At 61.0% G+C, this 26,626-nt stretch carries 26 protein-coding genes, 1 tRNA gene and 1 pseudogene; 19 read left to right on the top strand and 9 right to left on the bottom strand.

Features of this window, described 5'->3' with window-relative positions; all coding sequences use genetic code 11:
* The first annotated feature begins 111 nt into the window (after positions 1-111).
* The 5 genes and pseudogenes from IVB05_RS28155 to IVB05_RS43800 form a co-directional block, all read left to right on the top strand.
* Positions 112-1,188, top strand: coding sequence for a hypothetical protein (locus tag IVB05_RS28155; RefSeq protein ID WP_247779202.1), 1,077 nt, complete (start codon positions 112-114; stop codon positions 1,186-1,188).
* A 128-nt stretch (positions 1,189-1,316) separates the two neighbouring features.
* Complete coding sequence (locus IVB05_RS28150; RefSeq protein ID WP_247779201.1) at positions 1,317-2,771, top strand: IS1182 family transposase; 1,455 nt, start codon at positions 1,317-1,319, stop codon at positions 2,769-2,771.
* Between the two features lie 642 nt (positions 2,772-3,413).
* Entirely contained in the window at positions 3,414-3,746 is a 333-nt protein-coding gene (locus IVB05_RS28145) for a hypothetical protein (RefSeq protein WP_247779200.1), read from the top strand.
* Between the two features lie 12 nt (positions 3,747-3,758).
* Positions 3,759-4,604: a recombinase family protein gene (locus IVB05_RS43805; protein WP_346771788.1), complete on the top strand. Its 846-nt coding sequence runs from the start codon at positions 3,759-3,761 to the stop codon at positions 4,602-4,604.
* A gap of 112 nt (positions 4,605-4,716) precedes the next feature.
* Positions 4,717-4,791: pseudogene (locus tag IVB05_RS43800) on the top strand (hypothetical protein); the annotation flags it as partial.
* A gap of 573 nt (positions 4,792-5,364) precedes the next feature.
* On the opposite strand, the gene IVB05_RS28135 reads toward IVB05_RS43800, so the two are convergent.
* Together IVB05_RS28135 and IVB05_RS28130 are read right to left on the bottom strand one after the other, a co-directional pair.
* A tRNA-Arg gene (locus IVB05_RS28135) sits at positions 5,365-5,441 on the bottom strand.
* 51 nt (positions 5,442-5,492) lie between these two features.
* Positions 5,493-5,750: a hypothetical protein gene (locus IVB05_RS28130; protein ID WP_247779199.1), complete on the bottom strand. Its 258-nt coding sequence runs from the start codon at positions 5,748-5,750 to the stop codon at positions 5,493-5,495.
* Between the two features lie 336 nt (positions 5,751-6,086).
* On the opposite strand from IVB05_RS28130, the gene IVB05_RS28125 reads away from it, so the two are divergent.
* Positions 6,087-6,533 carry a hypothetical protein gene (locus tag IVB05_RS28125; protein WP_247779198.1) on the top strand — a complete coding sequence of 149 codons (447 nt, stop codon included), beginning with the start codon at positions 6,087-6,089 and terminating at the stop codon, positions 6,531-6,533.
* Positions 6,534-6,560: 27 nt separating this feature from the next.
* Here the strand turns inward: IVB05_RS28125 and IVB05_RS28120 are convergent, their stop codons facing one another.
* Positions 6,561-7,280 (bottom strand): diguanylate cyclase, encoded by a 720-nt coding sequence (locus IVB05_RS28120; RefSeq protein WP_247779197.1) that lies wholly within the window; start codon positions 7,278-7,280, stop codon positions 6,561-6,563.
* Positions 7,281-7,419: 139 nt separating this feature from the next.
* Between IVB05_RS28120 and IVB05_RS28115 the strand changes: the two genes are divergently transcribed.
* The 3 genes from IVB05_RS28115 to IVB05_RS28105 all read left to right on the top strand — a co-directional run bounded on the left by IVB05_RS28115 (position 7,420) and on the right by IVB05_RS28105 (position 10,678).
* Positions 7,420-8,295, top strand: coding sequence for a DMT family transporter (locus IVB05_RS28115; protein WP_247779196.1), 876 nt, complete (start codon positions 7,420-7,422; stop codon positions 8,293-8,295).
* Positions 8,296-8,426: 131 nt separating this feature from the next.
* Positions 8,427-10,163 (top strand): Cache 3/Cache 2 fusion domain-containing protein, encoded by a 1,737-nt coding sequence (locus tag IVB05_RS28110; protein ID WP_247779195.1) that lies wholly within the window; start codon positions 8,427-8,429, stop codon positions 10,161-10,163.
* Positions 10,164-10,276: 113 nt separating this feature from the next.
* Positions 10,277-10,678: a DUF2177 family protein gene (locus IVB05_RS28105; RefSeq protein ID WP_247779194.1), complete on the top strand. Its 402-nt coding sequence runs from the start codon at positions 10,277-10,279 to the stop codon at positions 10,676-10,678.
* 137 nt (positions 10,679-10,815) lie between these two features.
* Here IVB05_RS28105 and IVB05_RS28100 read toward each other — a convergent pair whose 3' ends face one another.
* Positions 10,816-11,475: a peroxiredoxin gene (locus IVB05_RS28100; protein ID WP_247779193.1), complete on the bottom strand. Its 660-nt coding sequence runs from the start codon at positions 11,473-11,475 to the stop codon at positions 10,816-10,818.
* Between the two features lie 475 nt (positions 11,476-11,950).
* Between IVB05_RS28100 and IVB05_RS28095 the strand changes: the two genes are divergently transcribed.
* The 7 genes from IVB05_RS28095 (at position 11,951) to IVB05_RS28065 (ending at position 17,475) form a co-directional block, all read left to right on the top strand.
* Complete coding sequence (locus IVB05_RS28095) at positions 11,951-12,523, top strand: hypothetical protein (RefSeq protein WP_247779192.1); 573 nt, start codon at positions 11,951-11,953, stop codon at positions 12,521-12,523.
* A 957-nt stretch (positions 12,524-13,480) separates the two neighbouring features.
* On the top strand, positions 13,481-14,317 hold the full coding sequence (locus tag IVB05_RS28090) for a YiiX/YebB-like N1pC/P60 family cysteine hydrolase (RefSeq protein ID WP_247779191.1): 837 nt from the start codon (positions 13,481-13,483) through the stop codon (positions 14,315-14,317).
* Positions 14,318-15,345: 1,028 nt separating this feature from the next.
* Positions 15,346-15,729: a nuclear transport factor 2 family protein gene (locus IVB05_RS28085; protein ID WP_247779190.1), complete on the top strand. Its 384-nt coding sequence runs from the start codon at positions 15,346-15,348 to the stop codon at positions 15,727-15,729.
* A gap of 59 nt (positions 15,730-15,788) precedes the next feature.
* Entirely contained in the window at positions 15,789-16,187 is a 399-nt protein-coding gene (locus IVB05_RS28080; RefSeq protein ID WP_247779189.1) for a nuclear transport factor 2 family protein, read from the top strand.
* A gap of 209 nt (positions 16,188-16,396) precedes the next feature.
* Positions 16,397-16,549 (top strand): hypothetical protein, encoded by a 153-nt coding sequence (locus IVB05_RS28075; protein WP_247779188.1) that lies wholly within the window; start codon positions 16,397-16,399, stop codon positions 16,547-16,549.
* Between the two features lie 453 nt (positions 16,550-17,002).
* Entirely contained in the window at positions 17,003-17,236 is a 234-nt protein-coding gene (locus IVB05_RS28070) for a hypothetical protein (RefSeq protein WP_247779187.1), read from the top strand.
* Between the two features lie 59 nt (positions 17,237-17,295).
* Positions 17,296-17,475 carry a hypothetical protein gene (locus IVB05_RS28065; RefSeq protein WP_057855515.1) on the top strand — a complete coding sequence of 60 codons (180 nt, stop codon included), beginning with the start codon at positions 17,296-17,298 and terminating at the stop codon, positions 17,473-17,475.
* A 182-nt stretch (positions 17,476-17,657) separates the two neighbouring features.
* On the opposite strand, the gene IVB05_RS28060 is transcribed toward IVB05_RS28065, so the two are convergent.
* Both IVB05_RS28060 and IVB05_RS28055 read right to left on the bottom strand, forming a co-directional pair.
* Positions 17,658-18,851 (bottom strand): serine hydrolase domain-containing protein, encoded by a 1,194-nt coding sequence (locus IVB05_RS28060; protein ID WP_247779186.1) that lies wholly within the window; start codon positions 18,849-18,851, stop codon positions 17,658-17,660.
* A gap of 130 nt (positions 18,852-18,981) precedes the next feature.
* A complete protein-coding gene (locus IVB05_RS28055; protein WP_247779185.1) occupies positions 18,982-20,631 on the bottom strand; it encodes an NAD(P)/FAD-dependent oxidoreductase in 1,650 nt (549 codons plus the stop codon).
* 357 nt (positions 20,632-20,988) lie between these two features.
* Here IVB05_RS28055 and IVB05_RS28050 point away from each other — a divergent pair, with 357 nt between their 5' ends.
* Entirely contained in the window at positions 20,989-21,888 is a 900-nt protein-coding gene (locus IVB05_RS28050) for an AraC family transcriptional regulator (RefSeq protein ID WP_247779184.1), read from the top strand.
* Positions 21,889-22,061: 173 nt separating this feature from the next.
* Here IVB05_RS28050 and IVB05_RS28045 read toward each other — a convergent pair whose 3' ends face one another.
* A complete protein-coding gene (locus IVB05_RS28045; protein WP_247779183.1) occupies positions 22,062-23,912 on the bottom strand; it encodes an alkaline phosphatase family protein in 1,851 nt (616 codons plus the stop codon).
* A 205-nt stretch (positions 23,913-24,117) separates the two neighbouring features.
* On the opposite strand from IVB05_RS28045, the gene IVB05_RS28040 reads away from it, so the two are divergent.
* The gene (locus IVB05_RS28040) at positions 24,118-24,426 is read left to right on the top strand and encodes a hypothetical protein (protein ID WP_247779182.1); all 309 of its coding nucleotides are present in this window, start codon (positions 24,118-24,120) and stop codon (positions 24,424-24,426) included.
* 78 nt (positions 24,427-24,504) lie between these two features.
* On the opposite strand, the gene IVB05_RS28035 is transcribed toward IVB05_RS28040, so the two are convergent.
* Positions 24,505-24,855 (bottom strand): hypothetical protein, encoded by a 351-nt coding sequence (locus tag IVB05_RS28035; RefSeq protein WP_247779181.1) that lies wholly within the window; start codon positions 24,853-24,855, stop codon positions 24,505-24,507.
* 186 nt (positions 24,856-25,041) lie between these two features.
* The gene (locus tag IVB05_RS28030; protein ID WP_247779180.1) at positions 25,042-25,941 is read right to left on the bottom strand and encodes a DUF6328 family protein; all 900 of its coding nucleotides are present in this window, start codon (positions 25,939-25,941) and stop codon (positions 25,042-25,044) included.
* Between the two features lie 210 nt (positions 25,942-26,151).
* On the opposite strand from IVB05_RS28030, the gene IVB05_RS28025 reads away from it, so the two are divergent.
* Positions 26,152-26,604: a PPC domain-containing DNA-binding protein gene (locus IVB05_RS28025; protein WP_247779179.1), complete on the top strand. Its 453-nt coding sequence runs from the start codon at positions 26,152-26,154 to the stop codon at positions 26,602-26,604.
* Positions 26,605-26,626: the final 22 nt, after the last annotated feature.

Raw genomic sequence — 26,626 nt, 5'->3', positions numbered from 1 at the left:
ACTTTCGCAATCGTGATGGCCTCCGCTCCACTGCAGGCTTCAACAGCACCAAAAACGTCAGCGTGCGGATACCTCGCTGGTCTGATCGATAAGGCACCGCCATCAGAGCCGTTGTTCCTGCCCAGCTATCCGACCGTCGAATCGGGGCCTCTGCATGGCGCCGCCTACCTCTATGACAATGCGGTAGCCGCCATCGCGTTGGTCGGTTGCGGTGAGCAGGACAAAGCGTATCGGATTGGCTCGGCGATTTTCTGGGCCATCGACAACGACCGCACCTGGCATGATGGACGGCTCAGGAATGCTTACGCCGCGGGTGTGGTGGCGAACGGCCCCGTCAAACTTCCAGGGTGGTGGGACAATGCTCAGAACAAATGGTTGGAGGATCGATATCAGGTTGGCAGCGATGTTGGTAACATCGCATGGGCCATGTTGGCATTGCTGTCGATTGATGATGTGAACACCGGCTCTCGGTTCCGCGATGGTGCAGCACGGCTTGGCGCCTGGGTCGCGCAATGGGCCGATACGCGCGGTGCTGGCGGTTTCACGGGTGGTACGTTCGGGCACGAACCGACGCCGGACGTGCGGACGTGGAAATCGACTGAACATAATACTGACCTCGCCGCCGCGTTTGGCCTTCTTGCGATCCGTACAGGCGATTCGGGCTGGCGCGATAAGGCAACGGTTGCTGAGTACTTCGTAAATACGATGTGGAATCCGGCATGCGCCTGTTTCGCCGCTGGGACAGCGGAAGACGGCGTCACGCACAATCCGGTTTTGGCTCTGGATGCTCAGATCTGGCCTTTAACAGCGCTTCACGGAGCGGCCGGGAAATTTGCATCGGCAATGACGACCGCCGAACAGCGAATGAGTGTCGACGGAGGCTTTTCTTACGGTGAAGACCGGGATGGTGTGTGGACCGAAGGGACGGCCCAAATGGCTCTGTTGATGAAATTGCTCGGCAGAACTAAGAGGGCAAACTCGTTGATCGCTGTCATCGAATCCCAGAGGTCACCGGATGGTGGGTTCTATGCCGCAAGTGTCCGCGAGTTACCGACCGGGTTCGTGTTGGACACCGACCCGACTAAGCCGCGGCTTTATTTCCGATTGTCACATCTTGGCGCAGCTTCGTGGGCTGCCCTCGCGGAACGTGGGTTCAATCCCTTTACGATGACAAAAGCACTTCCGTAGTTGAGCCGCAGCGCTTCTCGTCTCGGCCTGTTCGGTCTTTTTTGATTTCGATATGTCCGCAAAGGGTCCAGGCTGTGTGAAAACCCCGTCGATGCTATGATTCTCTTGCTGAATCGGCGGGGGAAGTGATGCGGGGTTTCGTTCAAGGGGCGGATCGCCAGCAGACGACGCTGTTGCCGGAATGCCTCGATGATTGGGTCGACGAGAGCAATTCTATTCGCGCGGTCGATGTATTCGTGGATGCATTGGAACTGCGCGACCTCGGGTTCGATGGCGTTGATCCTGCGGCGACCGGCCGGCCGGCGTACCATCCTTCGCCGATGCTCAAGCTCTACATTTACGGCTATCTCAACCGGGTGCAATCGAGCCGGCGGCTGGAGCGCGAGGCTGGCCGCAATCTTGAGGTGATGTGGCTGACCGGACGGCTCGCGCCGGATCACAAAACCATCGCCGACTTCCGCAAGGACAATGGCGCAGCGATCAAAAAGGTTTGCGCGCAATTCGTCGAGTTGTGCCGCAAGATGGGCCTGCTGACGAAGGCCAGCGTTGCCATCGACGGCAGCAAGTTCAAGGCCGTGAACAGTCGCGACAACAACTTCACGCAAGGCAAGATCCAGCGCCGCCAGAAGCAGATCGAAGAGAGCGTGGCGCGCTACATGAGCCAACTGGACACCGCCGACCGCCAGACGGCCGCAGGAGAAGAGCCGTCGGAAACGGTGCTGATGACCAAGACGCGGCTTAGGGAAAAGCTGGCGAAGCTCGAAGAAGAAGTGAAACGACTGGCCGCGATTGAAAAGGCATTGCTCGCCTCGCCCGACAAGCAGATATCGCTGACCGATCCCGATTGCCGCTCGATGGCAACGAGCGGGCGCGGCTCAGGCATGGTCGCCTACAACGTACAAAGTGCGGTCGACACCACGAACCATCTGATTGTCGCGCACGAGGTCACCAACGTCGGCACCGATAGATCGCAACTGGCGACGATGGCGCAGGCGGCGAAAGCCGTGCTGCGCAGCGATAACTTGGACGTCGTTGCGGATCGGGGCTACTTTAAAGGTGAGGAAATCCTGGCATGCGAACAGGCCGGGGTCGCGGTCACGCTACCCAAGCCGCAAACTTCGGGAGCCAAGTCGGCAGGCCGCTTTGGGAAACCTGATTTTGTCTATTTGGCCAAGGATGACGTCTATCGCTGTCCGGCCGGCGAGAAGCTGGCGCACCACTTCACCGCTGATGAAGATGGCCAGAAAATGCGGATTTACTTGACGAAGGCGTGCCGCACATGCCCGTTCAAGGATCAGTGCACAACGTCCAACGAGCGCCGCATCAAACGCTGGGAACACGAACACGTCGTCGAGGCCGCGCAGACGCGGCTCGATCAGAACCCGCAAGCCATGCGTGTGCGCCGCGAAACCGTCGAGCATCCGTTCGCCACACTGAAGATGCGGATGGGTGCGACACACTTTCTAATGAAGCGGTTGCCCAATGTCGCGACCGAAATGGCGCTGAACGTACTCGCCTACAACCTCACGCGCGTAGTGAACATCGTCGGCATCAAGCCGCTCCTGGTGGCAATCCGGGCGTGAAGAGCTCGTGCTGTTATGCGCATCGTGTAACCGCTCAGGTCGCTCAGCGTGGCCCGAGGTTGCGCCCGGATTGACTCCAGACTCGATACAGCAAAAATACGCTCAGACCGTCGTGTCGACGCGGATCGTCCCCGGTTGCGTGCAGTTTTTGGGGGCGGAAAAACGTTTTTACACAGTCTGGGTCATTCGCGTCGATATTGCCGAGTCCGCCTTCTCGTCCGCTATCGACAATACCCGGCATCACCCGACCGAGAGCTGGGGCGCAGATCTCGCCCGATTAGGACGGCAAGATAAAAGCGACGATGTCGCTCGGGGCCGTCGGGGGTGGTAAGTGTTTGTCTGCACATTGATTTGGATGGCACTGCAGCGGCACCGCATGAAGTCGCCTGGTGCCGCTCGAACCGAGAAAGCATTCAAAATCAACGTTCCGAGCGCCATCGTTCGCAGCATGGCGTCTTGTTGCGCGTGCTCGGCGGGATGTCCGGCCAAGAACGCATGGGAGGCCGCTGCCGGACCAACAGTGCGCCGTCAAGGCTCGCGCTGCGCGCGACCGGCTCCGCCGGCTCGCGGCCTTGACGGCGCTCCGTTGGCCCGGCTCTTTTGCTTCCATGCGTTCATGGCCTGCTCTGCGCGATCGCGCTCATGCTGCAGAGAAAGTGCGAGTTCGCAGGGCTGCAGCGTGACTTGGCGCGGACTTCGGCCATTCTGTGGATCGGCCAGGCCTGCCACAGTGGCGCCATGGCTCCCCCTCACAAATCGCAGCTACGGCGTCCGCCGGATCGCGCCCCACTTGACGATCTCTACGACTATGCGCGTGCGCCCGCGCGTCGTGGTCGACGACGAGCGAAGCGCGCTTCGATGACATGGGCGGTGACGGATGATTGGCCGAAGGACGTGCCGGTGACCGAAACGGAGATCGATGTCTTCGAAGCTTGGTTCGGTGATCTGTTCGACGAGTTGTTTGGAAAGGACTGAGGGGACATCACCATGGCTGCAACGGTTCGGGCGGCTCTCTACCTGCGGGTCTCGACGGGACGGCAAGCCGATAGCGATCTCTCTATCCCGGATCAGCGCCGCCAGGCGAAGGGCTATTGCGCATCGCGTGGGTGGGAGATTGTCTCCGACTATGTCGAGCCGGGCGCGTCTGCGACCGACGATCGGCGGCCGGAGTTCCAGCGCATGATCGACGCGGCGACGGTCAAGCCGCCGGCGTTCGAGGTGATCCTGGTCCACAGCTTCAGCCGCTTCTTCCGCGACCAGTTCCAGCTTGAGTTCTACGTCCGCCGGCTCGCCAAGAGCGGCGTGCGTCTGGTGTCGATCACGCAAGAGCTCGGCGACGATACGATGAGCAACATGATCCGCCAGATCATGGCGCTGTTCGACGAATATCAGTCCAAGGAGAACGCCAAGCATACGCTGCGGGCGATGAAGGAGAATGCACGGCAAGGCTTCTGGAACGGCGCGCTGCCGCCGATTGGTTACCGCATCGTGGAAGCCGCCGAGCAGCGCGGCCACCGCACCAAGAAGACATTGGAGATTGATCCGATCCAGGCCGAAACCGTGCGGCTGATCTTCCGGCTGGCCCGCGAGGGAAACGGTTCATCGGGGGCGATGGGCGTCAAGTCAATTGCCAAACACTTGAACGAAGCCGGCATCCGAACGCGTGACGGTGGACGCTGGGGCATTGACGCCGTGCACAAGGTGCTGACGCGTACGACGTACACCGGCCGCCACCGCTTCAACACCAAATATTGGAAGACCCGCGAACGCAAACCGGAGGCCGAGGTGGTCGAAATGGCGGTGCCGCCGATCATCGAGGTCGGCCGAATTTGAGGCGGTACAGACGTTGCTCAAGACGCGCAGCCCCGCACTGAGCGCGCCGCGCGTCGTCAGCGGCCCGACCCTCCTTACCGGCATCTGCTTTTGCGCTGCCTGCGGTGGCGCGATGACACTGAGGACCGGGAAGAGCGGGAGGTACAGGTATTACACTTGCTGCACCAAGGCCCGGCAAGGTGAGACTGGCTGCAAGGGGCAGACCGTTCCCATGGAGAAGCTGGACAGCCTCGTTGCCGACCACATCGAGCAGCGACTTTTGCAACCCAAACGCCTAGAGGAAGTCCTCTCGGCAATCCTCCATCGCCGGAAAGAACGTGCCGAGCGCCGAACGACGCATATCGCCGAATTGCGCAAGCGCGCGGCCGAAGCGGAAGCCAAGCTCAAGCGATTGTACGATGCAATCGAAAACGGGATCGCCGATGTATCAGACCCGATGCTCAAGGAGCGCGTGACCGAGCTGAAGTCCGTCCGCGATCAGGCCCGCGCTGACGCAGAGCGGGCCGAGGGCGCGCTTGATCGGGCTGGGCCGAGCATGACACCCCAGGCGCTCAAGACCTTTGCCACCCAAGCCCGCAGGCGAATGCGGACCGAGTCGGGCGGCTACCGCCGCGACCACCTCCGCGCCTTGGCCCAGCGCGTGGAAGTGGATACGAAAGAAGTTCGCATCATGGGGTCGAAAAGCGTGCTCCTGCGCACGCTTGTCGCCGCCTCAAGCGCAAAAACGGCAGGTTTTGGAGTGCCCAGTTTTGTACCGAAGTGGCGCGCTCGGAGAGATTCGAACTCCCGACCCTCGGAATCGAAATCCGATGCTCTATCCAGCTGAGCTACGAGCGCGTGCGGCCTGCCGATTATCAGACTTGGCCCGGCAGGGCCAGCAGCGGAATGTCAGTAACAGGGATGCCGCCGGCGGTCCTGGCCGATATAGGCGGCCGCGCCCTGGCGGCAGAGGACGGTGGACGGACCGTCGTAATAGGCGAAGGTGCCGGGCTGCAGGCCGGGGCCGTAATTGTGCAGGTAGCTGATCGGGTAGGGCAGGCCCCAATTGTGCAGGTGGTGCCGATTATGGCGGGCATCGGCCAGACCTGGGGTCAGGGTCGCGGTGGCGAGGAGGGCGGCGGCAACGAAAAACTTCGCTTTGGTCATTTCGATTCTCCGGGAGTCCCACTGGGACGGTAGCGATTTCGAGCTGAGCGGATAGCCATTCGTGTGAAGAAAGCACGTCAAAACAATAAGATAGACACTGAACCTGTGATTCGATCGAAGCCTGTGTCCCCTGACATTTTGGCCGATCTGATTTGGCATTCTAGGAGAAACGGGCAGAAAAGCTGCGGAAAACCGCCCTGACGCGCCCATTTTTGGCCTCAAGCGATGCTTAACGAATTCCCAACACAGTCCGGCCAGAATTTTGCTGTCCGGTTCTGACTCTACGGGCCGACTTATCCCGCGTCACACAAAGGCTATCCGGTTCCCGATCGACCCATGCGCATCACGCCCCTTGCCTTGCTGTCCCTCTCGGTTCTGGTCGCGACGCCAGCGCGCGCCGACCTGCATATCACGCGCGATCACGGCGGATATGTCGAGGAGTACAAGGCCAAGTACAAGCGCATCCGCGAGCGCAGGGAGCGCGTGATCATCGACGGCATCTGCAATTCGGCCTGCACGCTGGTGTTCGGCATCGTGCCGATGAACAAGATTTGCGTGACGCCGAAGGCGAGCGTTGGTTTCCACCAGGCCTATTACGACAAGGCCTTCACCTTCGGCATCAAAGTCACCAGTGCGGAAGGGACGTCGGACCTGATGTCCTATTACCCGGAAACCGTGAAGGACTGGATCCGGCGCAATGGCGGGCTCACCACCGAGATGAAGAAGATCAAGAACGGCCGCGAGCTCTGGAGGATCGTCGATCCCTGCCCGGAGGAGTGGTGATCGCGTGTTGATCGCGCTTGCCGCCGCTCAAGCGGTGACGCGATCCCGGCCGGCCTGTTTTGCCTCATAAAGCAGTTTGTCGGCGCGGGTGAGGGCATCGCTGATGCTTTCTTCCGGTGCGACCGCGCAGGCGCCGATGCTGATCGAAACCGTGCGGCCCGGCCCAAGGCCCGGGTGCGGAATTTTCAGATCGTGCACGGCCTTGCGCAGGCGTTCTGCCGCCTGCCGCGCCTCGGTCAGGTCGGCGTCTTGCAGGATGACCGCGAATTCCTCGCCGCCGTAGCGGATCACCAGATCATCCTCGGAGCGCATGGCGTGGCGAAGCGCCTCGGCAATCTGCTTCAGGCAGCGATCGCCTTCGGCGTGTCCACCATGATCGTTGAACAGCTTGAAATGGTCGACGTCGATCATCAGCACGCCTTGCCAGGGCGCGGGGGCGATCGAAATGGACGATTGCTGCACGAACTGGTCGAGGTAACGGCGATTGAATGCGCCGGTCAGGGAATCGGTGTTGGATAGCTCCGACAGCCGGATGTTCGCCTTGCGAAGCTCGGCGGTGCGCTCGGCGTCGATCACGCGCATGCGGCGCAGTTCGGCCAGCCGCGTGTCACGCTGCAATCGCATTTTCAGGGCGAGGAAGCAGAGCGGGATGGCGAGGCCAACGAGATCGAGGTTGGCCCATGCCGGAGGCATCTGCAGTCCGGTGGCGGCCACGACGGCAAACCCGGCGAGCGAAGCCAGCGTCACGGCCTTGGGAGCCTTTCGGAAGCCTAGAACGTCACCACGCCGCGGATCGACTCGCCGCGCTTCATCAGTTCGAACGCGTTGTTGATCCGGCGCGATCAGTGCTTGCCGCATAGCATATGATCGGGCAACAGGGGCGCAAATGACGGGCGACCTTGAAAAAATGGCCGCGCGCGCTGCGCCGGCGATCTTCGTCGTGCTGTGGAGCACGGGCTTCATCGGCACCAAATATGTGCTGCGCGATGCGGAGCCGCTGACCTATCTCGCGATCCGTATGGCGTTTGTTGTGGGATTGATGGCGATCATCGTGGCGGTCGCGCGGCCACCCTGGCCGGATCGCATCGGTGTCGCGCACAGCGCCGTCGCCGGCATTCTGGTGCATGGAATCTATCTCGGCGGCACGGCGATCGCGATCGCGCATTCGATTCCGGCGGGGCTCTCGGCCTTGATTCCGGGCTTGCAGCCGATCCTCACCTCGACGCTCGCGAGCCGCTGGCTCGGCGAACGCGTCACGCCGCTGCAATGGAGCGGATTGCTGCTCGGGCTCGCCGGCGTCGTGCTGATCCTGCACGACAGGCCGATGGGCGGGGAGGCGGGCTGGGGATGGCTCGCCTCGGCCATCTCTCTGGTCAGCATCACGCTCGGCACGCTGTACCAGCGCCGCTACTGCAGCGAGATCGACTGGCGTTCCGGCAATCTCGTGCAATACATCGCCGTGACGATTTTCTTCGGCCTCGGCGCATGGCTGTTCGAGACCAATGTGGTGCACTGGACCACCGAGTTCATGCTGGCGCTGGCCTGGCTTGCCGTGGTGCTGTCGATCGGATCGATCGGGCTGCTGTACTGGCTGATCCGCCGCTCGGCCGCGACATCGGTGGCGAGCTTGTTCTATCTGGTCCCGGCGGTAACGTCGCTGATGGCGTATGTGCTGTTCGGCGAGAAGCTCGACGCGGTTTCTATTGTCGGCATGATCGCCTGTGCCGCCGCGGTGCTGGTGGTCAATCGCCGCTCAGTTTGAGGTAGAGTCCGGGGCGTTCGCACACGTATAAATTTCATATATCTCCCAATAACTTGCCAAGGGTTGTGCCCATTAAGGCGATCGTAAGCAAAACGGGTCAGATTAGGCCCGATTTTGGGGGATTTCTCGTTATGACCACGCGATCTATTGGAAAGTTCCTGCCGGCGCTCAAGCTGCGGCTCGGTACCAAGGCCGTCATCTCGGCCATCCTGCTGATTGCGGTAAATACCGCGCTGGTGGTGGGGGCGGCCCATTGGTCGCTGACATCAGAATTCGGCGACAGGGCGCTGCGGGACATCGAAGTCAACCTGCGCACGCTGGGTCTGGCGTTTGCCGAGACCTACAGCGACGCCAAGATCACCCTCAAGGACGGGGCCGTCGCCCGCGCCGAAATTGCCAAGATGCCCGAGTTCAAGGACCACGCGATCGTCGATCGCGCGGTCGGCTATACCGGCGGCAACGCGACCCTGTTCGTTTATGACGAAGCCAGCAACCAGTTCGTCCGCCGCACCACCAACGTCAAGAAGGAGAACGGCGACCGCGCCGTCGGCACCCAGCTCGCCCCCGACCACCCCGGACAGGCGGTGGTGCGCCGCGGCGAGGCCTATAAGGGGCCGGCGACGCTGTTCGGCAAGACGTTCATGACGGCCTACTACCCGATCATGAATCCGGCCGGAAAGGTGGTCGGACTGCTCTATGTCGGCATTCCGATGGCGCACTACGAGACCATGCTGTCGCATGCCATCCAGAACATGGCGATCGCCGCCGGCATCGCAGCACTGCTCGTAATGCTGCTGACCATGCTGATCGTGCGCCGGGTGACCAAGCCGCTGACGTCGGTCACGGCCTCGCTCACCGCGATCGCCAACGGCAACGCCGATGTCGAGATCGATTGCGAAGACCGCATGGACGAGATCGGCGAGATTGCGCGTACTCTCGCAGTCTTCAAGAACAACTCGGTCGAACGTCGCCGGATGCGCGACGAGCAGATTGCGGCTGCCGCCGCCGCAACCGAGCAGCGCAAGACTGAATTGCGGAGCTTCGTCGACGAGTTCCAGACCAGCGTCGGCAGCATCCTCGACAAGGTGCTGAGCTCCTCCAGCGAATTCGAGCGCGTCGCGCGGCAACTCACCGAGACCGCGCGGACCACGGCCGGCCTGTCGGGCAAGTCGGCCGGCGCTTCGGAAACTGCCTCCGAGCATGTCCGCACCGCGGCGACCGCCTCGGACGAACTCTCCAGCTCGATCGCCGAAATCACCCGCCGGGTCCAGGAATCGAACGGGATCGCGGCCGACGCCGTCAAGCAGGCGGCCGCCACCGACCAGCGCATCAACGAATTGTCGGAAGCGGGCGCGCGGATCGGCGACGTGGTGAAGCTGATCACTTCGATTGCCGAGCAGACCAATTTGCTGGCGCTCAACGCCACCATCGAGGCGGCGCGGGCAGGGGACGCCGGCCGCGGCTTTGCCGTGGTGGCGCAGGAGGTCAAGAGCCTCGCCGGCCAGACCGCGAAGGCGACCGAGGAGATCTCCAGCCAGATCGGCAACATGCAGCTTGCGACCGAAGAGTCGGTCAGCGCGATCAAGGCGATCGGCCAGACCATCGAACGCATCAGCGATATCGCCACCTCGATCTCGGCGGCGGTCGAGCAGCAGCGCGGCGCGACCCAGAACATCGCCCAGAGCGTTCGCGCAGCGGCGAGCGGAACGGCCGATGTCGCGGCCAACATCCGCAACGCCGCGCAGGGCGCCGACGAGACCGGCGAGACGTCGAGCCGAATGTTTGCGTCCGCACAGAATCTGTCGAGCGAGAGCCTGCATCTGAAGGCCGAGGTCGAGAAATTCCTCGACCGCGTCCGCGCCGCCTGACGGAAGCGTCACGGCGGCAGCGCCTGCTGCCCGTGAAACCGGAAGCCTCCACGTTCGTAATTCGCTTATACCGCGAATGATTGCCCCTCGTTTCCCGGGCTGGAGGGCTTTGCGTGAACCGATACGCCGCGCTCTATCTGGTGACGCTGATCGTCATCGTGCCCCTTGATTTTCTGTTCCTTGGCGTCGTCGCCAAGGACTTCTTCACCTCCCAGGTCGGCAACATGCTGGGCGAGATCAAGCTCGCACCCGCGATCCTGTTCTATCTGCTCTACGTCGCCGGCGTCGTGATCTTCGTCAGCGGCGGGCAGGGCGCTACCTGGCAATCGACGCTGCTGTATGGCGCGTTGTTCGGCTTCTTTTGCTATGCGACCTTCGACCTGACCTCGCTGGCGCTGCTCAAGCACTGGAGCTGGCCGGTCGCGATCGTCGACATCGCCTGGGGCGCATTCGTGACGGCGGTCTCGTCGACCGCCGGATTGCTCGTGGCGAATTGGCTGGTGCCGCGAGGCTAATCGTTGCGGCGACTCTGTAGGGTGGGCAAGGCGCACTTGCGCCGTGCCCACCATCGAGAGTGACGCAAGTAGTGGTGGGCACGCTGCGCTTTGCCCACCCTACGACTTCGGACCATTCCGGGATGACCGCTACGCCATCACTTCGGCTGCGGCACGATCCGGATGTAGGGCTTCGGCGCCTTCCAGCCTGCGGGATAGATCGTCTTCGCCTCGTCGTCGGACACGGAGCCCGCGATGATGACGTCCTCACCCTGTTTCCAGTCGGCAGGCGTCGCGACGCGATGCTTGGCCGTCATCTGCAGGGAGTCGATCACGCGCAGGATTTCCGCGAAATTGCGGCCCGTCGTCATCGGATAGACCAGCACCAGCTTGATCTTCTTGTCCGGCCCGATGATGAAGACGTTGCGGACGGTCTGGTTGTCGGCGGGCGTGCGCGTGAGCGGATCGCCCGACGTTGAAGCCGGCAGCATGTCGTAGAGCTTGGAGACGTTGTAATCGGTGTCGCCGATCATCGGATAGTTCGGCGCCGCACCTTGCGTCTCCTTGATGTCCTCGGACCATTTTGAATGCCGGTCGACGGGATCGACGCTCAGGCCCATCAGCTTGACGCCGCGCTTGTCGAATTCCGGCTTCAACTTCGCGAGAGCGCCGAGTTCGGTGGTGCAAACCGGCGTGAAATCCTTCGGGTGCGAGAACAAAAGCGCCCAGCTATTGCCGATCCAGTCGTGGAAGTTGATCTTTCCTTCGGTGGTCTGGGCTTCGAAATCGGGGGCGACTGCGCCAATCTGGAGTGCCATGGTTTCACCTCATCTTATTCAAGTTACAGGGAAATTCGTCTTTAAGATTATACGAGTCTGAAGCGGTTAAGTGAACCGGTTAGCGCAAAAGGTGAGATCCTTCTCCGCAAGCCCGGAACTCCTAGCATCTTCTTTTGATCCGCGCCTCTGCGACGAAAAGAACCCGTTTGCTCCGCATTCGACGGGGACAAGAGAGGTTCTAACGCTATCTTTCTGTTTGATCGCAATCTTTTCAACACTGTTCCACTTTTCTGCCGCCGCGGCCCCGATATTGCCTTTTATCGCCCGCATCACGCCGGGCCGCTTTGCACCCGAGGGTGCGTTGAGGATGCTTTGGCCTGAACCGTGACCGGCATCACAGCGACCAATTGGCAACCATCTAAAAATCTCGAAGTGCCAGTTTCGAATCGTTAACCGCTCGTTCATGCCCCGTATGGAAATGCTGGACCTGAAAAAGAAATCGAGAAGTGCAACTATGCCTGCCCCGACTGCCACCACTGAGACGTCCGACGTCCCGCAACCTTCCTGCCGCCGGACCGCAGCCCACGCCCTCACCATCGTGCGTGACGGCGTGATCACCGGCGAGGGCCCCACGACCCGGGGCCGTATCCATTTCTCCCGCGCGCTCGACGCCGATGACGCCGCCTGGTGCGCGCGCATCCTGACCGTGAGCGCGGTGGAGCATCAGCCGGTGAGCCGCGCCGAGATCGAGGCGCTGTTCGAAATCAGCGACGCCGCCGCCGAGCGTACCGACGACGGCCGTTTCGACGACCTGCTGGCCAAGGCGGTCGCCCACCATGCGGCGTCCGAGTCCGGCCTGCCGGTGCCGCCGCGCACGGTTGCGCTGTCGCCCGACACCGACATCGAGAGTTGGGCGCCGACGCAGGCCGCCAAGATCGATACCAAGGTGCTGGAATGGCTTGCCAGCCAGATGCGCGGCAAGCGCCGCATCAACCACCGCCTCACGGCGCTGGTCGCAACCCTGATCGGCGCCGCGGCGCTGCCGCTCGCGCAACTGCCGGGCATGCTGGATATGGGAATGCTGTAGGTTCATCTGGCGATCCCTGATCTGAAGACGGCGGGGTCATTCCCCGCCGTTTTTGTTTTGTAGGATGGGTGGAGCCAATGGTGCGTCATTGCGAGCGCAGCTTGTAGCCCGGATGAGCGAAGCGAGATCCGGGGCGGTGTCAGAGTGGTCCCGGATCTCGCTTCGCTCATCCGGGCTACGAACTGAATATGACTTCGCCTTCTCGCGGCGCTGATCGCCCGAGGTTTGCATCTTCGTTTGCCCTCCAGAGAAACAGAGGGCGCAGGGAAGACCGGGTGCTTGCTGCACCCGCGGTTTCGCGTGCGATTTGCGCAAACAAAAATGCACACGAGCATACAGGGCAGCGGGAGCATTCCGGCCTTCCCTGCGCAATGGCTTTACGGCTTATAGCGAGCTCTCCCCGGTGAACGGCTCTTTTGCCACCGTCGCTCGTGAGAGGCGTGCCTCTCGCGAACTTGACGCCAGCACCGCGGCGTCAGGACCACACGACTTCGCCGTACGTTTGAGCCACACACGTCAGTCGCAGCTCTCGCGTCCACCGCATCTCACCGCACGTTCGTGACGATCGCGAGCGCCCCTCAAATTGGGTGAGACGGGTGGAGTTATGCGGCTGATTTGGCCTGCGGCGGAAGCGGAATATTTTTACGCGAATGGCTGGACAGGTTCTGACTGATTTGCCCGTCGTGTTGATTTGTCGCAGCCGTGCGTCGAGATTGTGCTTGCGCGCAAAGCAAATCAATTTGCAGCGCATTGTAGGGTGGGCCAAGCGCAAGCGTGCCCACCAGGCGACCAGTCAAACTTAGGTATGTCCTCCTCTACAAAAGGTTACATACGGTCAACCTCTGTTCAGTGGTCTGGTTCACCTCTCACGATTACGCTTGGTGAGGAACTTGGTAGTGGACGGCACGTGAGCCGCCTCGCACTGCCATAAGGGAACAACAAAAGGTGAGGGACGACATGGGCTCGCTGTTCGACAATGTCGGACGCTTTCTCGCTCGGCTGCAGCAGCCAGCCAACCGTGAGCCGTTCGCTCCAAACGACATGACGGCTTTACGCGAGACCCTTCGACCTGGCGATGTTCTGCTGGTCGAGGGCAAAGGCCGTATCTCCGGCAGCATCAAATATCTCACTCAGTCGGTTTGGTCGCATTCGGCGCTGTACGTAGGGCCGATGGCCGGCACAGAAACCGAGGCCGAACCCCATGTCCTGATCGAAGCCAATATCGAAGAAGGAGTCGTGTCGGCGCCGCTGTCGAAATATCTGCATTGCCGAACCCGCATCTGCCGGCCGGTGGGCCTCACCCAAGCGGACTGCGAGACCGTCTGCCGTTACGCTTCCGAACGCATCGGTCTTGGCTACGACTTTAAGAACGTCATCGACCTGATGCGGTATCTCTTTCCAGGTCCGACGGCGCAACGTTGGCGCCGCCGAACGGTCACGCTCGGCTCCGGCGATGCCAGCCGCATCATCTGTTCTTCGCTGATTGCGCAAGCTTTCGACGCCGTGCGTTATCCGGTCCTGCCCGAGATCAAGCGCGTCGAGGGCCAGACGGGGCGGCACGAAGTTGCCGAGATCCGTCACTCATCTTTTTATGCGCCACGCGATTTCGATATTTCGCCCTACTTCATGGTCGTCAAGCCCACGCTCGCGCGCGGCTTTAATTACAAAGACATGCGTTGGGCCGATCTTGCCCAAATTCATGCCGCGCAGGTCACGCTCGCTCCAGAGAAAGGCGATAGCGATGAGTGGTCCGAGTACGCCGACTTTCCCCAGTGCGCGATCCTCACGGCGTAGGACATTCAAGCTCCTCACCGATCTACAGGTTGCGCCACCATGCTCAGAGATAAGTTGAAGGTGCCTCGATGAGTACAAATCGTTCGCACGACGGGCGCGCACAAATCCTTTCCACGGTAGCTGCCGTACCGCCGCCGCGCGTAAGCGTCCGGACGACGCCGCAGTTTGAGCGATGCAAAGAAGGAGTTGCGATTTGATCAATCCAACAAGAATGGTGGACAGTTACGAGCAACCGGTGAACTGGGCACGGATTGTTGTTCTCGTCGCAGTTGCGTTGCCGGTTCTTGGCTATCTGTTGGAGAGGAGATCAGGCGCTGGTCGTCGCAAACCATTGACGATAGGAGAACGTGTCCGACTGAATAGCGGAAGCCCAATCGGCTTAGTTGTTGAGACTGGCGAGCTGGTGACCATCGCTTGGCCGGCGGGAGAAGCAACATTCTCCGCGGAGTGTTTGCACCGCGTTTAGTGCATTCGACATATTCGACGAACATTGGCTTGCGTTTTGACTGCGGTGTGCGCCGCGCCTCCTCGCAGTCGCCACCGTTGCCGGTCTTGGGGTTGCTCTTAGCGCTTTCGTTTAGCGCGTGCCACAACGTGTACTCACCGATTTTCGTCCGGATACACTGCTAAGCCATGTCGCGCTGGCGCCCGTGGGTTTCAACACGTGAGCGGGGCAGGCTGCTGTCACGCGATGCTTTCAGCGCCTTCAAATAACCGCTTCTGGAGGTACCCCAAAAGAGTGAGTCTTAGGGGACGTGCGCGGGCAGTATAATTGCATGTGCCGATCCGAATGCGCGCGGTGACGGAGCAGAGGCGGACCGTACATCATTCTCCAACGCTGGATCGTGATGTTGGCAACGCATTGCTGCATACAACCGATTTCGTTCGTCGATGCTTTCAGCATTTGAGCCGTTCGGCACGGGCATACATGCATTCGATCGAGATGCACGAAACCGACAGAGGAGGACGCCATGCGCTTGGTCCATACATCAGCAATAGTCCTTTGTCTGCTCACCGCCGCTCCGGGGGTGTCCCTCGCCGAGGACGCCAGAGGCGCGGTCGAGAAGGCATACACAGCATGGGATGCCGCATTTAACAAGCAAGACGCGAAGGCCGTCGCTGCCACGTATGTCCCCGGCGCCAAGCTGATGCCGCCGACGCACCAAGTCGCGTCGGGGCCAGCGGAAATCGAGAAGTTCTGGGCCGGGCTCTTCGCGAATGGCGTGACGGGCCACAAGCTGGAGATCATCGACGCCGGCGGAGACGATAAGGTCGTTTTCGGCACGGCCAAGTGGAGCGCAACCGGGAAGGACAAGGACGGCAAGCCGGCGCCACTCAGTGGGCTCGCGACGCACGTATTCGAGCGCCAAGCGGATGGTTCGCTAAAGCTGAGACTTCAGACGTTCAACTGAGTTGGAGCGATGCTGGACAAATGACCGCATTTTCACCCCAAAATGCCAGGAGGGTGCAGATGAGCGAACATGAGAACCGACAGCTTGTCGAGCAGGCTTACGCCACCTTCAAAGCCGGCGACATCCCGACGCTGTTGCAATCCATGTCAGACGACATCACGTGGCAGATGCCAGAGGTTGAGAACGTGCCTTTTGCCGGCAAGCGACAGGGGCTCGACGCGGTCGGCGAGTTCTTTTCGACGCTCGCCAGTTTGCAGGATGCGCGTTCATTCGAGCCACGTGAATTCATTGCACAGGGCGACAAGGTCGTCGTGCTCGGTCACTACGCCTGGGAGGTCAAAGCCAACGGGCGCACCTACGAGAGCGACTTCGCGCACGTCTTCACCGTCCGCGGCGGCCAGATCGTAGCCTTTCATGAGTACACGGACACAGCCGCGGCCGCCAAAGCGTTTCGTTAAGGTTGAGCGCCAAGTAGGAGCCATAGACCGCGCCGGAGCTGACGTGGACTTGATGTCGCACGTAAGCTCCTCCGTTGAGCGGCGGTAACCCTATGGGAGCACATGATAGTGGCGCTTGATGACTTACGCCTGATGGGTTCTCCAGTTTGACATGCTGTTGCTGAGACGACGGAGGATTTAAGGGTTTAGCGGACGGAAATGAAATCGACTTGACCCAGGAAGTCTATGACGCTGAGGGGGGCAAATCGGTGTTGGAGCCGTACGAGGCATCGGCCGTCTCAGCGCAGCTCAAGGGCGTGCAACAGCAGCGCCCGGTTTGGCGTATCGGCGGGCGCGAGATCAAAGCGGCTGCAGTTGCGTGACCCGCTCGTATGACGAACCCGCGTTGCGCGGTCTCGGAAAGGGACGGTTGTTCGGCTTTGTCCGTTGAAGATATCCGTTTGGACGTGATTCAAGCGCCCAACTGGACTAATGAGCCGCGCGCCAGGTTCCTGGAGTTGAGGTTCCGGGGCTTTAATTCTCGCTCGGGCACCCTATATAAGCTCACATGGCACAATGGAAATCATCGACCACGCGGCAACCACCGATGACAAAGGACGAGTTGCGTCTGATGCTGGCCGAAGCTGTCCGCAACACGCAACCGAGCCCGGACCCCAAGCCGAGAGGCTCGAAGGTCGAGGACGACCAGGCCTGATTGGCGCCCTCGATCAACCGTATTGGATTGATTGCCTACCAGCCGGAAACGAACATAAGTCGCGGCAGTGATGTCGACCCGACAGTGCTGCCTTGATCAAGAATTCAAAAGGGAATAGCGGATGCGGATTGCGGCCAAGCCCACCGAGCAAGAGATCATCGAGGGGCCACAAGCGGTATCCTTTCTGATCGCGAACGGGAATGCGCGGCAGCGCTGCATTCTGCAAACCGAGCTGCCGACGAAGGCGCTGGCGCAAAAATATCTTCTCGCAAATTGGTCTGTTATCGAAAAGATGGCACGCGACGCGCTTGCGGCGGGAAACTTTGAAGACGGCCAGATCAAACTCGTGGCCTGAGTAGTTCATTGGCCTAAGCCGTTCATCATCAACGCCAGTTTTGGATTGCAGGACCAGTTATGCTGAAAGATCGCGAGAATATCCTGAATGCGCTTCGCGAGAAGCCGCTCAAAGCCTATCAACTCATGCGGCGTGCCAATCTTCCGAATGAAGAAGCTTGCCAATCGCTGCTTCTGAAAATGCGCGACGAAGGTTTGGTGAAATTCGACATCCACAAGGGGCTTTGGCTCATCGGATAGTCAGATACATGCGGCGGGGTTATTTCCCCGCCGTTTTTTTTGTTTCGGTGCGTTTTGGGGCAACTTCGTAGGGTGGGCAAAGGCGCGCTTGCGCCGTGCCCACCACCTCTCGAAGAGCGTCATCCCGAATGGTGGGCACGCTACGCTTTGCCCACCCTACGAAACTTCAAGCTGAACGAACTTCAGCCTGCCTTTCGCAGCTTCAGGCTGTCGTAGAACGCCGTTTCGAAGTTCATGTAGCCGACGAACGAAGCCGGATCGCCGAACGGCAGAATTTGTGTGGCCCAGAATCCACCGAACCCGTTCGCCCGGTCGATCCAGTAGAAGAGATTGGCGAGGCCGGCCCAACCGAGAGCACCGGCCGGACGTCCCGTCGGGGCCTGTTCGTCGTTGATCATGAACGTCAGCGCCCAGGACTTCGACTGGCCCGGGAAGAACTCCGCGTCATTGGACAGCGAGGGAATGACTCCCGGAAGCGCCGTCACCTTCGTGTCGCCCAGGTGGTTCTGCGCCGCCATGCGCACGGTCTCAGGCTTCAGCACGCGGCCATTGTCGCCCACACCATCGTTGAGCCACATGCGGATGAAGCGCATGTAATCGCCGACGGTGGCGTAAAGGCCATGGCCGCCCATGTGAACTTCAGGATTGGCGGGAAGCTCGAAGTCCATCGGCGTGAGCGAGCCATCGGGGCCTCTTGCATGAACCCCGGCGAGCTTGCTGCGCATCGCATCCGTGAGGTCGAAGCTCGTGTCATTCATTCCAAGGGGGTCGAAAATGCGCGTCTTGAACACCTCGCCGAGCCGCTTTCCGGTGATGGCCTCGACGATCTGGCCGCACCAGTCGATATTGGTTCCGTATTCCCATTTGTCACCCGGATCAAACAGAAGCGGGGTCATCAGCGATGCCTTGGAAGACGTGATGACGCTGGGCTGACCCTTCTCCTGCGCCAGTCGATTATAGGTATGACTGAAGAAATCGTAACCAAAGCCGGCGGTGTGAACCATCAGCATGCGCGTGGTCACATCGCGCTTCGGGGGGCGTAATTTCGGTTCGCCCTTGGCGTCGAAGCCCTCGATCACCTGCAGCTTGCCGATGTCGGGGGCGTAGACCTTGGCAGGCGCATCGAGATCGAGCTTGCCCTGTTCGACGAGCTGCAGGATCGCCGTGCCGGTGATCGCTTTGGTCGTCGAGAAGATGGCGAAAGCGCTGTCCGTCGTCATTTCGGCGGCCTGATCGAGACGACGCTTGCCGGCCGCGCCTTCGTAGATATTGCGATGACGGTCTGTGACCATCGCGACCACGCCGGGGACGCGCGGGTTTGACGCAACGAACCCATCGAGAACGGCGTTTGCCGACGCATTGAAACCGGTACTCATTGTTTTCCTCCCATTATGTGATGAATGCTTTCGATTGCTATCTGGCGCCGCCTGGAGCGTGCGTCCGGCCGCACGCGACCGCAGCGGTCGCGCGACAGGATAGTTGGCACGAGGCTTGGTGGCGCCGCGCTCACTGCATGGCGAAGCCGCGGTAGCCGCTTGCGGCGACCTCGTCGCATTTGCCGTGATAGGTGCCTACACCGCCGGTGTAGGACAGCACCCGGCGCGGCTTGCCTTCGACATTCGAGCCGAGATACCAGGAGTTAGTCCTGGCGATGAGTGTCGCATTGGCGGTCTCGTCGTGATGCGCCACCCATTGGTCTTCCGCATCCTTTGTCGGCTCGATGACTTCCAGATTCCTGCTGCGCATGTACTTGATGCAGTTGTCGATCCACTCGACCTGCTTCTGGAGGCAGGTTGTCATGTTGCACAGGGCGGCCGACGGAGCGAGCGGCACAGCTGTCGTGAACAGGTTCGGATAGCCATGAATCTGCAGGCCCATGGTGGTGCGGATATCCGCGCTCCAATCGTCCTTCAATGCCCTTCCGTCGCGGCCGCGAATGTCGATGCGCGTCAGCGCACCTGTTCCGGCGTCGAACCCGGTTGCCAGAATGATGACATCGAGCCGGTGGACCGTCCCGTCCGCCGTCTGCACCCCATCAGGGGTCACGCGCTCGATCGGATTGCTCTTGACGCTGACGATTTCGACATTGGGACGATGGAACGTTTCCAGGAAGTTCTGTTCCAGCGGCACGCGGTGCGTCCCGAAGCCGTAGTCGGTCGCGGCCGGAATCAGCAGTTCGCACAGCTTCGGATCCTGGAGCCGCTCGCGCATCTTCTCGCGCACGAATTCAGATATTTCCCGGTTGACCGCCTCGTCGAAAAACATCTCGCCGAAGGAGGCGAGCCATAGCTTCAGCGAACCGTCGTTCCAGCAGTCTTCCAGCACCTCGCGGCGCCGATCGGGCGTGAGATCGGCCCAGGCATATTCGAAATCATACTCGAAGCCCGTGAACGTGCTCGGCAGCTGCTTGGTGAAGAACTGAAACTTCGCCTTGTAGGCATCGACATCAGCGGCAGTGTATTTTGGATTTTTCATCGGGATGATGTATTGCGGCGTGCGGATGAAGACCTTGAGATGACCCGCGTCGGCGGCGATCGTCTGGATGACCTGAATGCCGGTCGCCCCGTTGCCCACCACGCCGACGCGCTTGCCGGCAAGGTCGACGCCTTCCTTTGGCCAGCGCGCCGTATGGAATAGCTGACCCCTGAACGTCTCTTGTCCCGGAAACCTCGATGTCAGCGGTGCGGAGAGCATGCCGCAGCAGGTGACCAGGAACTGGGCGTGGATCGTATCGCCCTTGTCGGTCAAGACCGTCCAACGCTTCGCCGCCTCGTCGAAATGCGCGCGCTCGACGGTCGTATTGAACTGAATATCCTTGCGAAGGTCGAGCCGGTCGGCGACGTAATTCAGCCAGCGCTCGATTTCGGGCTGGCCGGGGAATTTCTCGCTCCAGCTCCATCCTTTGTAGAGCTGTTCGGAGAAGAGGTACTGATAGATATAGGCTTCGGAATCGAAACGCGCGCCAGGGTAGCGATTCCAATACCACGTGCCACCGACGCCGGATGCGGCGTCGATCACTCGCACGTTCAATCCCTGCTCGCGCAGGCGATACAATTGATAAAGCCCGGCGACACCGGCTCCGACGACCACGGCATCGAAGCTCGCCGTCTTCTGCGCCCCGTTGCCTCTCCCGTTCGCTGTTGCTGCTTGGGTCATGCTTCCCTCCATTTGGCGTTTGTTTGAAGACATGCGACTTCGCTCGTCCGTCGCGAGACGGACGGCGCGCACATCGTGGTGTCGTTCACGGCAGAACAGGCGGCTGGACGCTCGCTCCCGCGTCTCTTCTGGCTTGCCGGTGCTGTTAGCCGTGTCGGATGGGGAAGCTAGACGCCGTCCGGCATTCCCGGCTTGGATGAATTGCGCATTCTTTTGAACGAAAATGGCGGCGTCGCGCTGCGTTCCGCATTGGCCCTTGGCAAATTGCGAAACGGCCTTATGCTCGCCGGCTGCCGTCTGGCCAGAGAATATAGAGCGGTCAACCGCCCCAGGAATTCCAGACGCGGGAGGTGCGCGATGGGCCGGTTGATCACCGTGGAGGAGCTCCCGCAATATGCCGGTGGCGACCTCAAGCTGGATAGCGTGGCGACGGGAATGCCGGAGTTTCGAATGCGGGTGTTCCGCTACGCCCCATCCGACATCTCGGTGCCCCCGTCGGAGAATTTCCTGATCGTCAATTATCGGGAAGGCGCGACATCCATGAACCGCCGCGTAACCGGCAAATGGAAGCAAGATCACGTTGGCCGCGGCGTGACGACATTGCTAACGCGCGCGGAGCCTTCGAACTGGGTCTGGCGACACGATATCGAAGTGTCGCATTTCTATGTCTCGCCCGCGCTCATGATGAAGACGGCAAGCGAGGCTTTCGACCGCGACGCGGAGCGGGTTGAACTCCATGACTTGGTGCGCGCGGAAGATCCGGTACTGGCCTGGATCAGCGAGCAAATGATTCAGGAGGTGGCCGCTGGAGGTCCGGGTGGGCGGCTCTGTTATGATGCGCTGGCGCTTCAGGCCAGCGTGCACATCCTGCGAAAATACGCCTCCGTCCAGTTCAAGTTGCCGCGCTCGCAGGGACGTTTCAGGCCGGCCCATGCACGGCTGATCGAGGACTACATCGAACACAACATCTTCCGGAACATCACGCTCGAGGAATTGGCCAATATATGCAACTGCACGCCGGTTCAGTTTGCGCGCAAATTCCAATCGCATTACGCAACCCGGCCGCATGCCTACGTCTTGAAACGCAAGGTGGAACGTGCGTGCCAGCATCTGCGCAAAGATCGCCTGGCACTCAAGGAAATCGCTCTCTTAAGCGGCTTTTCCGATCAAAGCCATCTCAACCGGGTCTTTCGCCGGTACATGAACATCACGCCGGCCGAATATCGCAAGCACAACTGCGTCAGCGGCAAGGGATAGACGCGTAGGGTGGGCAAAGGCGCGCTTGCGCCGTGCCCACCATCTGTCGAAGAGCGTCATCCTCATCGGTGGGCACGCGGAGCCTGTCATCACTGTGCGAGCGCAGTTGCGCTCGTCGCCGGGCGCGCATTCGCGCGATCCGTTGGCTTTGCCCACCCTACATTCTGCAGCGATTACTTCCCCGCCGTTTTCTGTTTGCCACCTTCCGCTTCCAGCCCGAGCGTGCGGCCGGGGAAGCCCGCAGCATCGAAATAACGTTGCGAGCCGACGCGCTGGAAGTTGAGCACGGTGCGCAGCCCGTTCGCTGACGGTTTTGACGCCACGGTGCCGGCATAGGCTTTCGGCGTGGCGCCGTTGGGCATGGCTTCGGTCATGACGCGGCCGATCAACTTGCCCTTGGCTTTTTGCGTGAGCCCCAGGAGCTTGGCCGCGGTGGCGCCGACGTCGGCATTGCTGACGGGGAGGGGATCGACATAGCCCGATTTGAAGTCGGGTCCGATCGCCGCCATGAAGTTCATGGTATCCCCGCGGCTGAAGCTGCCATGCATGCCCTGGCCTTGCCGCAGCACGGTGTCGGCAATCTGCACCGAGCAGTTGGTCGGCTCGTCGCAACCCGACGACCATGAGCGGAAGTTGACCACGATCGACGGGTGCGGCACGACCGCCTTGCCCTTGAGGCCGAGCTGCGACATCGGCAACGTGCCCGGAAAATTCCCCAACTCGTCATCGACAAAGAGGCCGCTGACGTAATCCTGTTCCAGCAGCGCCTTGATGGTGCGGTCCGCGAGCTTGCGTTCCTTGCTGGGAATATAGATCAGGTCCGATCCGCCATTGGTCGCAACCACCACATCCGGCTTTGCGGGATCCTTTCCGATCAAGCCGTTGCCGGCCCGCGGATGGGCGTTGTCGGCGACGCGCGCATTCTTGTCGTTGGGGTCGAACAGCGGCAGGTTCAGCGCCTTCGCCAGATCGATGGCAACGAAGCCCATCGGCAGGAAATCCTTCGGCGTGCCTTCGAAGGAGATCTTCGCCGCCGGGCTGGTCTTGCTCTCCTTCGAGATCGTCGAGAAACCGTGGTCGGAGGAGACGATGATATTGGTGTTTGCGGCAAGCCCCAGCTCGTCCAGCGCCTTGCGAAGCTGGGCAAGATTGTCGTCCGCGTTCTTGATGCCGGCCATCGAGGTCGGTCCGTTGATGCCGGGCGTGATGGTGTTGAGGCTGTCGCCGGTATTGTGCTGGCTGCCGTCGGGATCGCGCGACCAGAACACCAGTACGAACGGCTTGTTGCGCGCCTTGAACATCGGCAGCACGACCTTGGAGGCGACGTCGGCAATGTAGGCTTGCTGGGCGACATTGGCGCTCGTCGTGCCCGGCGTCTTGGCGTCGCCGGCCTTGCTGTTCTCGCCGCGCGGGGGCGTCGCCAGCGGCAGGTTGGCCTTGGTCAGCGCCTCCTTCATTTCATCCGACAGCGCAACGCCGTTCTTGCCGCCGGTGGCGTCGTCGATGATGATCGAATGCAGCCCGGCCGTGCCGACCTTGTCGGTATGGTCAAAGATGAAGGTGGGGCCGTGCTTGCCGATGGCGGCGGTGCTGTAACCCTTCTCGCGCGCCATCTTCAAAAGCGTCTCTTCGTTCATGTAGTCGCCGCCGAAATGCTCGTCGACCTCGAGAAGAACGGGATTGACTTCGAGGAACGGCGTCACGGTGTTGTTGGAGTGGGCGATGGGGCGGCCGGTGTAGATCGTGTTGCTGAAGGTGCCGGTATCGCCGAGGTAATGGCCGCTGGCCATCGCCGAGCCGTTCGCCATGGTGAAGGTCGGAAACAGCGAATGCGAGTTCTTGAAATTGACGCCCTTGTCGCGCACCTCGGCCATCGCGGGCGCGGTCTGCGGCGTCACGATGCGCCCGCGCAGGCCGTCCGGCACGAACAGGATCAGGTTGCGCGGGTTGGCGTTTTGGGCAGACGCTGAGCTTGCGGCTAGTGCGATCAGACCGGCGAACAGCAATACGATTGTGCGGCGCATCAGGTTCTCCCCCAGCAAGCAGCGGTTCCGGCGATCCGCCGTCGCTCCCGTTTAGTTTTGCTCTGCGACAGGATTGTTACATTGTGTGGAACCGGCCTCAAGAGCGGGGATCAGGCACAAGAAGCTGCGCTCGGTCAAAGGTTTGGACTAATTGGAGGAAACATCGGAGCCCTCGCGCCGTTCTCATTGTGAGGGAGACCCAGCCATGAGCAAGTTCCAACAGAAGGCCGAAGCCCAAACCAAACAGATCATCGGGCAGATGCTCGGCGACGAGCTACTGGTGAAGGAAGCCAAGGAGCAGCAACGTCAGGCGACGGACCCGGGATCGAGCGGGGAGCGTCATGACGATGATCGCCATGACCAAGGCATCGTCCGCGACGAGCGTGGACAAGAGCAGCCGCGGGACAAGGAGCGCGCCCAGCGGGTGAGCAGGGTGGATCGCGGCGGCGACCCACCGGGAAAAAAGGCAAAGAAGGGGGAGGCTGTCCCCAAGCGCGCGCCGTCAGTTACCTGACTGTAGATGCGGATCCCAGCAGACAAGAAGAGAGGCGGCTGTAAGCCGCCTCTCTGTTAGGTCACGCATACGCTCTCGTTACTGACAGATATGACGTCGACCGTCCTCACCCCAGAACATCGTTCCGGGGTGACAGACGAAACCGCTGTTGTAGCCGCCGTAGTAGCGGCGTCCATAGTAGCCGTCATTATACGCGTAGACGTCGTTCCGGAACGGAGCGGTGGCGATAGCGCCGGCCGCTCCGATCGCGCCGCCGACCACGCCCGCGGCTACTTCACCCGGCCAGAATCCGCTGTGCCGGTGATAGACGCGTTCCTGGGTTTGCGGTTGACGGATGGCATCCGACCGTCCGTGAGGATCCTGCGCCAGTGCAGGCGCTGCGACCGCAGTGGAAAGAACAGCCGCTGCTGTCAGGAGCTTCAAGTTCATAAGTTGCCTCCGTTGTAGTGACGCAGGGGCCAACGAACAGCGATAGCGACCGTTCCGATACCGTGATCCCGTCATTTCAAACGGATGTGAGGTTTCAGTTCCGGTTTCATGTTCCGCCGGCAAGGCGGATTTGTACGTTCCTGCGAATGAACTTCTTGCATCAACGCGCTTGCAGCGGGCGCTTCGTCACGCCGCATGGCGAACGCGGTACCAGAGTGGATAGGCCAGCCAGAATGCGAGCAACGCGAGCAGCGCGATCGAACCAGCGCTAAAGGCAATGACCGTGTCTCCGGTCGTCTTGAAAAACACCACCGCGACGTCGCCGGAGATACCAATGGCCAAGGGTATCGAGGCCGCGATCACAAGGCGAGAGCCGATGTCGAAAAATTCCGGATCGTCTTCGCCCTGAAAGCCAAGGCGGTGAAGCGCGGCCGGCGTCATCAGAAGGATGACGGCCAGTGCCACCGCACATAGCGCGGCACAATGAATATATTTGAACAGATCGGGCAGCTCGTTGAACGCCTTCGTCAACGTGGCGATCAGTTGAAATCCGAGAAGCGCCTGGCCGCCCGGGATGATAACCCGGGCCTCCGTCAGCATTTGCTCGATCTTGGATTTCAGTGAGGTCTTGCTTGACGTTTCCTGCATCTGGTTCTTCCGATCCCGTCTCAGCGCGAAGCCGAGCCCATACAGCAGCGCTAGTCCGATGGCGGTAAATGACGAGCCGGCAGCGATAGCAAAGCTGCGGCCGAAAACGTGTTCGAGGGCCACGAAGGCCGAGATGCCCAATCCGATGGTCAGGGGCAGCAGGCTGATGCCTGCCAGCCTCGTCGCCGTTGCGATCGCCCCTGGCCGGCTGTCTCCGGCGAAAATGATCTGGTGAAACAGCGAGGGGGCTATCAGCAGACTGATGCTGATCAGCATCAGTACGAGCCCCGCACCATGCATATGCCGGGCGGTGTCGGAGACATCGGGAAAGCGTTCCTGAAAAACAGCCTCGAACTGGAATCCGAACAGCACCTGGGCTCCGAGGATCAGGAGCCTTGATTCATCGAGGGCGGTCTTCAGGCGGCTTTCGACATCCATTGCCATCTCCACCTATTGAACTTTCCTCGAATTGAGGGGTTCCAAACGCGCGCCTCCGGCGCCGCAAAGGGGCTCGCTTCAGACCGCTGGGAACGATGTCTGCCGACGCCGATTGACCGGGGAGTGCCGCGCGAGCCGCCTCAAGAAGGCGGGCGCAACCGTCGAGCTGCAGGCGTAGCGCGGCCTGATCGGCAATTTGCGAGGTCACCTATGAAGAGCAAGCGCATCGGCGCCGACGAGCAGCCGCAGGTTCACGTCATCATTCTTGACACGGGTGAGGAGGCGTTTGCAGCGCTCACCCGTTTCGCCAATGAATCAGCGATTTCCGCGGCCTCGCTGACGGCGATCGGCGCATTCGAACGGGCCACGGTCGGCTGGTTCGATATCGCCTCGAAGAGCTACCGCAAGATCGAGGTCAACGAGCAATGCGAGGTGCTCAGTGCGATCGGGGACATAGCGGTCGGCGATGACGGCAAGCCCAGCCTCCATGTCCACATCGTGCTGGGGCTGGCCGACGGCTCCACCCGCGGCGGCCACCTGCTGGCAGGCACGGTGAGGCCGACGCTCGAGGTGATCCTGACCGAAGTCCCGGCAACGCTTCGACGAAAGAAGCGGGCGGAGCTCGGGATTGCGCTGATCGATCTTGAGACCGCACGCGGCTGAGGCGTCGCGCGCGGCTTAGGAA

It is taken from the genome of Bradyrhizobium sp. 170 (assembly GCF_023101085.1).
Taxonomy (GTDB): domain Bacteria; phylum Pseudomonadota; class Alphaproteobacteria; order Rhizobiales; family Xanthobacteraceae; genus Bradyrhizobium.
Note: the sequence above shows the minus strand (reverse complement) of the source record. Positions and strands in the feature narration are given on the sequence as shown.

Coding starts and splice junctions, on each gene's coding strand:
- IVB05_RS28150 (WP_247779201.1), top strand. CDS start 1,317: ATGCGGGGTTTCGTTCAAGGGGCGGATCGCCAGCAGACGACGCTGTTG.
- IVB05_RS28145 (WP_247779200.1), top strand. CDS start 3,414: ATGCTGCAGAGAAAGTGCGAGTTCGCAGGGCTGCAGCGTGACTTGGCG.
- IVB05_RS43805 (WP_346771788.1), top strand. CDS start 3,759: ATGGCTGCAACGGTTCGGGCGGCTCTCTACCTGCGGGTCTCGACGGGA.
- IVB05_RS28130 (WP_247779199.1), bottom strand. CDS start 5,750: ATGACCAAAGCGAAGTTTTTCGTTGCCGCCGCCCTCCTCGCCACCGCG.
- IVB05_RS28125 (WP_247779198.1), top strand. CDS start 6,087: ATGCGCATCACGCCCCTTGCCTTGCTGTCCCTCTCGGTTCTGGTCGCG.
- IVB05_RS28115 (WP_247779196.1), top strand. CDS start 7,420: ATGACGGGCGACCTTGAAAAAATGGCCGCGCGCGCTGCGCCGGCGATC.
- IVB05_RS28110 (WP_247779195.1), top strand. CDS start 8,427: ATGACCACGCGATCTATTGGAAAGTTCCTGCCGGCGCTCAAGCTGCGG.
- IVB05_RS28100 (WP_247779193.1), bottom strand. CDS start 11,475: ATGGCACTCCAGATTGGCGCAGTCGCCCCCGATTTCGAAGCCCAGACC.
- IVB05_RS28095 (WP_247779192.1), top strand. CDS start 11,951: ATGCCTGCCCCGACTGCCACCACTGAGACGTCCGACGTCCCGCAACCT.
- IVB05_RS28090 (WP_247779191.1), top strand. CDS start 13,481: ATGGGCTCGCTGTTCGACAATGTCGGACGCTTTCTCGCTCGGCTGCAG.
- IVB05_RS28080 (WP_247779189.1), top strand. CDS start 15,789: ATGAGCGAACATGAGAACCGACAGCTTGTCGAGCAGGCTTACGCCACC.
- IVB05_RS28070 (WP_247779187.1), top strand. CDS start 17,003: ATGCGGATTGCGGCCAAGCCCACCGAGCAAGAGATCATCGAGGGGCCA.
- IVB05_RS28065 (WP_057855515.1), top strand. CDS start 17,296: ATGCTGAAAGATCGCGAGAATATCCTGAATGCGCTTCGCGAGAAGCCG.
- IVB05_RS28060 (WP_247779186.1), bottom strand. CDS start 18,851: ATGAGTACCGGTTTCAATGCGTCGGCAAACGCCGTTCTCGATGGGTTC.
- IVB05_RS28055 (WP_247779185.1), bottom strand. CDS start 20,631: ATGACCCAAGCAGCAACAGCGAACGGGAGAGGCAACGGGGCGCAGAAG.
- IVB05_RS28050 (WP_247779184.1), top strand. CDS start 20,989: ATGGGCCGGTTGATCACCGTGGAGGAGCTCCCGCAATATGCCGGTGGC.
- IVB05_RS28045 (WP_247779183.1), bottom strand. CDS start 23,912: ATGCGCCGCACAATCGTATTGCTGTTCGCCGGTCTGATCGCACTAGCC.
- IVB05_RS28040 (WP_247779182.1), top strand. CDS start 24,118: ATGAGCAAGTTCCAACAGAAGGCCGAAGCCCAAACCAAACAGATCATC.
- IVB05_RS28035 (WP_247779181.1), bottom strand. CDS start 24,855: ATGAACTTGAAGCTCCTGACAGCAGCGGCTGTTCTTTCCACTGCGGTC.
- IVB05_RS28030 (WP_247779180.1), bottom strand. CDS start 25,941: ATGGATGTCGAAAGCCGCCTGAAGACCGCCCTCGATGAATCAAGGCTC.
- IVB05_RS28025 (WP_247779179.1), top strand. CDS start 26,152: ATGAAGAGCAAGCGCATCGGCGCCGACGAGCAGCCGCAGGTTCACGTC.